The sequence below is a fragment of the Stenotrophomonas sp. TWI1151 genome (assembly GCF_039673135.1).
Lineage (GTDB): Bacteria > Pseudomonadota > Gammaproteobacteria > Xanthomonadales > Xanthomonadaceae > Stenotrophomonas.
Map to the genome: position 1 here is coordinate 1 of NZ_JBDJLA010000028.1, position 8,640 is coordinate 8,640.

Annotated in this window: 7 protein-coding genes, 1 tRNA gene and 1 pseudogene; all 9 read left to right on the forward strand. The window is 63.1% G+C overall.

The genetic code is table 11. The features are described 5' to 3' along the window. Nucleotides 1–110 (forward strand): annotated as a pseudogene (locus tag ABE422_RS18565) (elongation factor Tu); the annotation flags it as partial. Nucleotides 111–215: 105 nt separating this feature from the next. Then, nucleotides 216–291, forward strand: a tRNA-Trp gene (locus ABE422_RS18570). Between the two features lie 44 nt (nt 292–335). Beyond that, nucleotides 336–743 carry a preprotein translocase subunit SecE gene (secE, locus tag ABE422_RS18575; RefSeq protein ID WP_121044666.1) on the forward strand — a complete coding sequence of 136 codons (408 nt, stop codon included), beginning with the start codon at nt 336–338 and terminating at the stop codon, nt 741–743. 10 nt (nt 744–753) lie between these two features. Further along, complete coding sequence (gene nusG / locus ABE422_RS18580) at nt 754–1,314, forward strand: transcription termination/antitermination protein NusG (RefSeq protein ID WP_019186115.1); 561 nt, start codon at nt 754–756, stop codon at nt 1,312–1,314. Nucleotides 1,315–1,557: 243 nt separating this feature from the next. Next, nucleotides 1,558–1,986, forward strand: a complete 429-nt coding sequence (rplK, locus tag ABE422_RS18585; RefSeq protein ID WP_019186116.1) for a 50S ribosomal protein L11 — start codon at nt 1,558–1,560, stop codon at nt 1,984–1,986. A gap of 4 nt (nt 1,987–1,990) precedes the next feature. Beyond that, nucleotides 1,991–2,689, forward strand: coding sequence for a 50S ribosomal protein L1 (rplA, locus tag ABE422_RS18590; protein ID WP_121044663.1), 699 nt, complete (start codon nt 1,991–1,993; stop codon nt 2,687–2,689). Nucleotides 2,690–3,076: 387 nt separating this feature from the next. After that, nucleotides 3,077–3,610: a 50S ribosomal protein L10 gene (gene rplJ, locus ABE422_RS18595; RefSeq protein WP_121044660.1), complete on the forward strand. Its 534-nt coding sequence runs from the start codon at nt 3,077–3,079 to the stop codon at nt 3,608–3,610. Nucleotides 3,611–3,672: 62 nt separating this feature from the next. Then, entirely contained in the window at nt 3,673–4,041 is a 369-nt protein-coding gene (rplL, locus tag ABE422_RS18600; protein ID WP_019186119.1) for a 50S ribosomal protein L7/L12, read from the forward strand. 296 nt (nt 4,042–4,337) lie between these two features. Beyond that, complete coding sequence (rpoB, locus tag ABE422_RS18605; protein ID WP_313209703.1) at nt 4,338–8,492, forward strand: DNA-directed RNA polymerase subunit beta; 4,155 nt, start codon at nt 4,338–4,340, stop codon at nt 8,490–8,492. The last annotated feature ends 148 nt before the right edge of the window (nt 8,493–8,640 follow it).

Here is an 8,640-nt window from a genome sequence, read left to right on the forward strand (position 1 = left end):
TGGTTGTCACCCTGATCAACCCGGTCGCCATGGATGAAGGCCTGCGCTTCGCGATTCGCGAAGGCGGCCGTACCGTCGGCGCCGGCGTGGTCTCCAAGATCATCGCGTAATACTGCAATACCGGCGGTCGCATAGCGCTGCTGCCGGTCTCGCGAGTGGCGGGCCGGGAACCTCGGTCCGCCTTCGCCGTCTTAGGGAAGGCAAGTTTTTTCAGTACGCCAGTAGCTCAATTGGCAGAGCAGCGGTCTCCAAAACCGCAGGTTGGGGGTTCGAGTCCCTCCTGGCGTGCCACTTCTCCCTTCCAGCGGCTATGCCGCCACAGCAGCCAGAGCCGGATGAACAGCAAGATCGAGCATTCCAAAGACAACGCCTCCACTGGAGGTGACATCGTCAAGTACGCCGTCGCAGCGATCCTGGTGCTGGCGGGTCTTTTTGCTTGGTATTGGTTCGGTGCTCCTGAGCATGCCTCCCAGAGTGCATGGGCCGGTCCGCTTCGCGGTCTGGCCGTTGTCGTTGGCCTGGTGGCCGGCCTCGGCGTGTTCCTGTTGACCGGCAAGGGTCGCGACACGCGGGAATTCCTTTCCGAATCGCGTTTCGAACTGCGCAAGGTGGTCTGGCCGACGCGCCAGGAAGCCATTCGCATGACCTGGGTGGTGATCGTTGTGGTGATCATCCTCAGCCTGCTGCTGGGCGGATTTGACTTCGTGATTCAGAAATTGACCCAGTGGTTCCTGGGTCGATAAGGAGAAACCAGTGAAGCGTTGGTACGTCGTTCACGCCTATTCGGGCTTCGAAAAGTCGGTTGCGCAGGCTCTGCGCGATCGCATCGTGCGTGACGAGATGCAGGAGCGCTTCGGTGACGTCCTGGTCCCGACCGAGGAAGTGGTTGAAATGCGCGCCGGCCAGAAGCGCCGTTCCGAGCGCAAGTTCTTCCCGGGTTACGTGCTGGTCCAGATCGAGACCCACGAAGAAAACGGTATCCCGCGCATCGACAACGAAAGCTGGCACCTGGTCAAGGACACCTCCAAGGTGATGGGCTTCATCGGCGGTACCGCCGATCGTCCGCTGCCGATCCGTGATGAAGAGGCTGCCGCCATCCTGGACCGCGTTCAGGAAGGTGTGGAAAAGCCCCGTCCGAAGGTGCTGTTCGAGCCGGGCCAGATGGTCCGTGTCACCGAAGGTCCGTTCAACGACTTCAACGGTGTGGTCGAGGAAGTCAACTACGAGAAGAGCCGTCTGCGCGTCTCGGTGCTGATCTTCGGTCGCGCCACCCCGGTCGAGCTCGAATTCGGCCAGGTCGAAAAGGCCGTCTGAGCCTGGGGCGGCAGGGTTCCGGGCGGCCGCCCGGAACCTGAACAGCCTGCGCCCGTCAGCCTTGAGGCAAGGGCGGAAAAAACCTGATATAGTGCGCGGCTTCCTGCCAGGAAGCTGGCAAAAAGCAAGGGCCGCCGCGAGGTGGCCTTCTGCGTGAATTCAAAACGCGATGCCGGGACGCGTGATTCCCGGTCCGATGGGGAGCCTGTTGTCGTAAGGCGCTAGCACCCGGAGAGCATACTCATGGCAAAGAAAGTTGTCGGTTATATCAAGCTGCAGGTGAAGGCCGGTCAGGCCAACCCCTCGCCGCCGGTCGGTCCTGCGCTGGGTCAGCGTGGCCTGAACATCATGGAATTCTGCAAGGCCTTCAATGCCGCCACGCAGAAGCTGGAGCCGGGTCTGCCGGTGCCGGTCATCATCACGGCCTACTCGGACCGTACCTTCACCTTCATCACCAAGAGCACCCCGGCTGCCGTGCTGCTCAAGAAGGCTGCAGGCATCTCCTCGGGCTCCAAGCGCCCGAACACCGAGAAGGTGGGCAAGGTGACCCGCAAGCAGCTCGAAGAGATCGCCAAGACCAAGGAAGCAGACCTGACGGCTGCCGATCTGGATGCCGCGGTGCGCACCATCGCCGGTTCTGCCCGTTCCATGGGCCTCGTGGTAGAGGGTTAAGAAGATGGCACAGACCAAGCGTGAGAAGGCCATCAAGGCCGCCGTCGTCCCGGGCAAGGCATACGCCTTCGAGGACGCCATCAAGATCCTGAAGACCGCTACCAAGGCCAAGTTCGTCGAGTCCTTCGACGTTGCTGTGCGCCTGGGCGTGGACGCCAAGAAGTCCGACCAGCAGGTGCGCGGTTCCACCGTGCTGCCGTCCGGTACCGGCAAGAGCGTGCGCGTTGCCGTCTTCGCACCGGCCGGTGCCAAGGCTGACGAAGCCCTGGCCGCTGGCGCCGAAGCCGTGGGCATGGACGACCTGGCCGAGAAGATGCAGGCCGGCGATCTGAACTACGACGTCGTCATCGCGACCCCGGACGCCATGCGCGTCGTGGGTAAGCTGGGCACCGTGCTCGGCCCGCGCGGCCTGATGCCGAACCCGAAGGTCGGCACCGTGTCGGCCAACCCGGGCGAAGCCGTCAAGAATGCCAAGTCGGGTCAGGTGCGTTACCGCACTGACAAGGCCGGCATCATCCATTGCACCATCGGCAAGGCCGACTTCGCCGAAGACGCGCTGAAGTTGAACCTGCAGGCGCTGCTGATGGATCTGGTCAAGGCCAAGCCGGCCACCTCGAAGGGCACCTACCTGCAGAAGGTTTCGGTCAGCTCGACGATGGGCCCGGGCGTGACCATCGACCAGTCCTCGCTGTCGCTGAAGTAATCGTTTCAAGCGGGTGCCGGACCCCGGTCCGGTACCCGCGATATTTGAAGGCAATCCGAGTGGGGCTCGCCCTGCAGAGATAGCCGTCAAAGACCGCAGGCGCGGTCAGTACATACCGGCGACGGGCAAGGATGCTCGCATTGGCAGGGAGTCGCCGCCGGCGCAGTACCGAACGCTTAATCGATTCCCCCGGGAATCACCCTGCGTAGATGGTGCCCTTCTGGAGTTTTTCTGGTTTACGCACGTCTGGGTTCTCCCAGGTTGGCCATCCAGGTCTAGAACGGCCCACCCTTGGAACATCACCTGATGTTCCCGGCGTCCAGGATGGATGCCGCCCAGGACCGCACACGGCAGGAGCCGTAAGCGGAGTTCAATTGGAGGAGTGCAATGGCTCTCAATCTGTCCCAGAAGCAAGAAGTAGTCGCCGAGCTGGCAGACGTCGCCGCCAAGGCCCACTCCTTGATCGCAGCCGAATACGCTGGCACCACGGTCTCCCAGATGACCGCGATGCGCAAGCAGGCACGCGAAACCGGCGTTTTCTTGAAAGTTGTCAAGAACACGCTGGCGGCACGTGCAGTGGAAGGTACCGAATACGAATGCGCCAAAGACGCGCTCGTCGGTCCGCTGCTGTACGCGTTCTCGCTCGAGGAGCCCGGCGCAGCCGGTCGCCTGATCAAGGATTTTGCCAAGACCAACGACAAGCTGCAGGCAAAGGTCGTGGCCATCGGCGGGGAACTGTTCCCGGCTGGCCATGTCGACGTGCTGGCCTCGCTGCCGACCCGTGATCAGGCTCTGGCCATGCTGGCCCGCGTCCTGGCCGAGCCGGCCACGATGTTCGCCCGTGCCGTCAAGGCCGTGGCCGACAAGCAGGGTGGCGGTGAAACCGCTGACGCTGCCGAGCCGGTCGCCGAAACCGCCTGAGTCGACGTTTCCGTGGTTCCGAACGGAACCTCAACCCAGAAAATTATCCAAAGGTAATCAAAATGTCCCTTACCAACGAACAGATCGTCGACGCCATCGCCGAGAAGTCCCTGATGGAAGTGATGGAGCTGGTCAAGGCCATCGAAGAGAAGTTCGGCGTCTCCGCCGCTGCTCCGGTCGCCGCAGCTGCTGCTGCTGGCCCGGCTGCCGCTGTTGAAGAGCAGACCGAATTCGACGTCATCCTGAAGTCGGCCGGCGACAAGAAGGTCGAAGTCATCAAGGCTGTCCGCGCCATCACCGGCCTGGGCCTGAAGGAAGCGAAGGATCTGGCAGAAGCCGGCGGCATGATCAAGGAAGCCGCTTCGAAGGACGACGCTGCCAAGTTCAAGAAGGACCTGGAAGCTGCTGGCGCGACTGTCGAAGTCAAGTAAGCAGTTCCTTGCCTCGCCATCGAAACACGGCGATGCAGCCAAGGCTGGGGGCGTAAGCCCCCGGCCTTTGGTCGTTTCACGCAACACCCGAAATACGAGCCCAACACGGGCTGCGGTCATCCCCCGTCACAGCGGCGCCCAGGCGCGCGGGCAGGGGAGTGGATGCAGACGAGTTGGCAGTTGGAAGTAGCGGGAGAAGGCGTGCTGGTGCCGGCAATACCAGCGACTTCCAACTGACAATTTCAGTTTCCCCTCGGGTCGTGGACGCACGATCCGCACAGCCAAGGTGATACCTCATGACGTCTTATTCGTTCACCGAAAAGAAGCGTATCCGCAAGGATTTCGGCAAGCAGCGCTCGATCCTCGAAGTGCCGTTCCTGCTTGCCATCCAGGTCGATTCCTACCGTGAATTCCTGCAGGAAAACGTCGATCCGGCCAAGCGCACGGACCACGGCCTGCATGCCGCCCTGAAGTCGGTGTTCCCGATCTCCAGCTACAGCGGCAACGCTGCCCTGGAATACGTCGGCTACAAGCTCGGCGATCCCGTGTTCGACGAGCGCGAGTGCCGCCAGCGTGGCATGAGCTACGGCGCGCCGCTGCGCGTGACCGTGCGCCTGGTGATCTACGACCGTGAGTCGTCGACCAAGGCCATCAAGTACGTGAAGGAGCAGGAGGTCTACCTCGGCGAAATCCCGCTGATGACCGACAACGGCACCTTCATCGTGAACGGTACCGAGCGCGTGATCGTCTCGCAGCTGCACCGTTCGCCGGGTGTGTTCTTCGACCACGACCGTGGCAAGACCCACAGCTCGGGCAAGCTGCTGTACAGCGCCCGCATCATCCCGTACCGCGGTTCCTGGCTGGACTTCGAGTTCGACCCGAAGGATGCCCTGTTCACCCGTATCGATCGTCGCCGCAAACTGCCGGTCTCGATCCTGCTGCGTGCGCTGGGTTACAGCAACGAAGAGATGCTGGCCGAGTTCTTCGAGATCAACACGTTCCACATCAACCCCGATGAAGGCGTGCAGCTCGAACTGGTGGCCGAGCGTCTGCGCGGCGAGACCCTGAACTTCGACCTGGCCGACGGTGACAAGGTCATCGTGGAAGCCGGCAAGCGCATCACCGCGCGTCACGTCAAGCAGCTGGAAGCCTCGGGCATCGCCGCCCTGGCCGTGCCGGACGATTACATCGTCGGCCGCATCCTGTCGCACGACGTGGTCGATGCCAACACCGGTGAACTGCTGGCCCAGGCCAACGACGAAATCACCGACGAGCAGCTGCAGGCCTTCCGCAAGGCCGGTGTGGATGCCGTGGGCACCCTGTGGGTGAACGATCTGGATCGTGGCCCGTACCTGTCCAACACCCTGCGCATCGATCCGACCAAGACCCAGCTGGAAGCCCTGGTCGAGATCTACCGCATGATGCGTCCGGGCGAGCCGCCGACCAAGGATGCCGCGCAGAACCTGTTCCACAACCTGTTCTTCACCTTCGAGCGCTACGACCTGTCCACGGTCGGCCGCATGAAGTTCAACCGCCGTGTCGGCCGCAAGGCTGTCACCGGCGAAGCCGTGCTGTACGACCGCAAGTACTTCGGTGAGCGCAACGACGAAGAGTCCAAGCGCCTGGTCGCCGAGCACGCCGACACCTCCGACATCCTGGAAGTGATCAAGGTCCTGACCGAGATCCGCAACGGTCGTGGCGTGGTCGATGACATCGATCACCTGGGCAACCGTCGTGTGCGTTCGGTCGGTGAAATGGCCGAGAACGTGTTCCGCGTGGGCCTGGTCCGCGTCGAGCGCGCGGTCAAGGAACGCCTGTCGATGGCCGAATCCGAAGGCCTGACCCCGCAGGAGCTGATCAACGCCAAGCCGGTCGCCGCGGCCATCAAGGAGTTCTTCGGCTCCTCGCAGCTGTCCCAGTTCATGGATCAGAACAACCCGCTGTCGGAAGTGACGCACAAGCGTCGCGTCTCGGCCCTGGGCCCGGGCGGTCTGACCCGCGAACGCGCCGGCTTCGAAGTGCGCGACGTGCACCCGACCCATTACGGCCGCGTCTGCACCATCGAAACGCCGGAAGGCCCGAACATCGGCCTGATCAACTCGCTGGCCGTGTACGCCCGCACCAACCAGTACGGCTTCCTCGAAACCCCGTACCGCAAGGTTGCTGACGGCAAGGTCTCCGACGAGATCGAATTCCTGTCGGCCATCGAAGAGAACGAGTACGTCATCGCCCAGGCCAACGCCCTGACCGATGCCAAGAGCATGCTCACCGAGCAGTTCGTGCCGTGCCGCTTCCAGGGTGAGTCGCTGCTCAAGCCGCCGGCAGAAGTCCACTTCATGGACGTCTCGCCGATGCAGACCGTGTCGATCGCTGCCGCGCTCGTCCCGTTCCTGGAGCACGATGACGCCAACCGTGCACTGATGGGCGCCAACATGCAGCGTCAGGCCGTGCCGACCCTGCGTGCCCAGAAGCCGCTGGTGGGTACCGGTATCGAACGCGCCGTGGCCCGTGACTCCGGTGTGACCGTGAACGCCCGTCGTGGCGGCGAGATCGTGCAGATCGACGCCGGCCGCATCGTGGTCAAGGTCAACGAAGTGGAAATCACCGACGCGACCGACGCCGGCGTGGATATCTACAACCTGATCAAGTACACCCGTTCCAACCAGAACACCTGCATCAACCAGCGTCCGCTGGTGGAAGTGGGCAACGTGGTGGCGCGTGGCGACGTGCTGGCTGATGGTCCGTCCACCGACATCGGCGAACTGGCCCTGGGCCAGAACATGCTGATCGCCTTCATGCCGTGGAACGGCTACAACTTCGAAGACTCCATCCTGCTTTCCGAGCGTGTGGTGGAAGAGGATCGTTACACCACGATCCACATCGAAGAGCTGACCTGCGTTGCGCGTGACACCAAGCTGGGGCCGGAGGAAATCTCCGCCGACATCCCGAACGTGTCCGAGCAGGCCCTGAACCGTCTGGACGAGTCGGGCGTGGTGTACATCGGCGCCGAAGTGCGTGCCGGCGACATCATGGTCGGCAAGGTCACCCCGAAGGGCGAAAGCCAGCTGACCCCGGAAGAGAAGCTGCTCCGCGCGATCTTTGGCGAGAAGGCCTCGGACGTGAAGGACAGCTCGCTGCGCGTGCCGCCGGGCATGGACGGCACCGTCATCGACGTGCAGGTCTTCACCCGCGACGGTATCGAGAAGGACAAGCGCGCCCGTCAGATCGAAGAGTCTGAAATCAAGCGCGTCAAGAAGGACTTCGACGACCAGTTCCGCATCCTGGAAGGTGCCATCTACGCCCGTCTGCGTTCGCAGATCGTGGGCAAGGTGGTCAACGGCGGTGCCAACCTGAAGAAGGGCGACACCGTTACCGACGCCTACCTGGACGGCCTGAAGAAGGCGGACTGGTTCGTGCTGCGCATGAAGGACGAGGACGCCTCGGAAGCCATCGAACGCGCCCAGAAGCAGATCCAGGCGCACGAGAAGGAATTCGAGCGTCGCTTCGCCGACAAGCGCGGCAAGATCACCGCGGGCGACGATCTGGCCCCGGGCGTGCTGAAGATGGTCAAGGTCTTCCTGGCCGTGAAGCGTCGCATCCAGCCGGGTGACAAGATGGCAGGCCGCCACGGCAACAAGGGTGTGGTCTCCAACGTGGTGCCGGTCGAAGACATGCCGTACATGGCCTCGGGCGAAACCGTGGACATCGTGCTGAACCCGCTGGGCGTGCCGTCGCGTATGAACATCGGCCAGATTCTGGAAGTGCATCTGGGTTGGGCCGCCAAGGGCCTGGGTCGCAAGATCCAGGGCATGCTGGAAGCCCAGGCCGCGATCAACGACCTGCGCACGTTCCTGGACGACGTGTACAACCACGACAAGACCCAGCACGCCAACCACGTCGATCTGACCCAGTTCAGCGACGAGGAGCTGCTGCGCCTGGCCGCCAACCTGACCGACGGCGTGCCGATGGCAACGCCGGTGTTCGACGGTGCCACCGAAGCCGAGATCAAGCACATGCTTGCCCTGGCCGACCTGCCGCTGAGCGGCCAGACCCAGCTGTATGACGGCCGCACCGGTGAGGCATTCGATCGCCACACCACCGTGGGCTACATGCACTACCTGAAGCTGAACCACCTGGTCGACGACAAGATGCACGCCCGTTCGACCGGCCCGTACTCGCTCGTTACCCAGCAGCCGCTGGGCGGCAAGGCGCAGTTCGGTGGCCAGCGCTTCGGTGAAATGGAAGTCTGGGCGCTGGAAGCCTACGGCGCGGCCTACACCCTGCAGGAAATGCTGACGGTGAAGTCCGATGACGTGCAGGGCCGCAACCAGATGTACAAGAACATCGTCGACGGTGAGCACGAGATGGTCGCGGGCATGCCGGAATCCTTCAACGTGCTCGTGAAGGAAATCCGCTCGCTGGCCATCAACATGGAACTGGACGGCAACTGATCGCGCAGGCGGGGGGGCCCCCCCCCCCCCCCCCCCCCCGTCCCGCCACGCACCAACCTGAAATGCCGGTTCTGCTCTGGCTCTGCCTACCGCTACACGGCCACGGCCAACACCAGCCACGCAGCCCGCCGAACACCCGCCCCGTTAT

Excerpts from the sequence above, each read along its gene's own strand:
- secE (WP_121044666.1), top strand. The coding sequence starts at position 336 with ATGAACAGCAAGATCGAGCATTCCAAAGACAACGCCTCCACTGGAGGT.
- rplK (WP_019186116.1), top strand. The coding sequence starts at position 1,558 with ATGGCAAAGAAAGTTGTCGGTTATATCAAGCTGCAGGTGAAGGCCGGT.
- rplA (WP_121044663.1), top strand. The coding sequence starts at position 1,991 with ATGGCACAGACCAAGCGTGAGAAGGCCATCAAGGCCGCCGTCGTCCCG.
- rplL (WP_019186119.1), top strand. The coding sequence starts at position 3,673 with ATGTCCCTTACCAACGAACAGATCGTCGACGCCATCGCCGAGAAGTCC.
- rpoB (WP_313209703.1), top strand. The coding sequence starts at position 4,338 with ATGACGTCTTATTCGTTCACCGAAAAGAAGCGTATCCGCAAGGATTTC.
- rplJ (WP_121044660.1), top strand. The coding sequence starts at position 3,077 with ATGGCTCTCAATCTGTCCCAGAAGCAAGAAGTAGTCGCCGAGCTGGCA.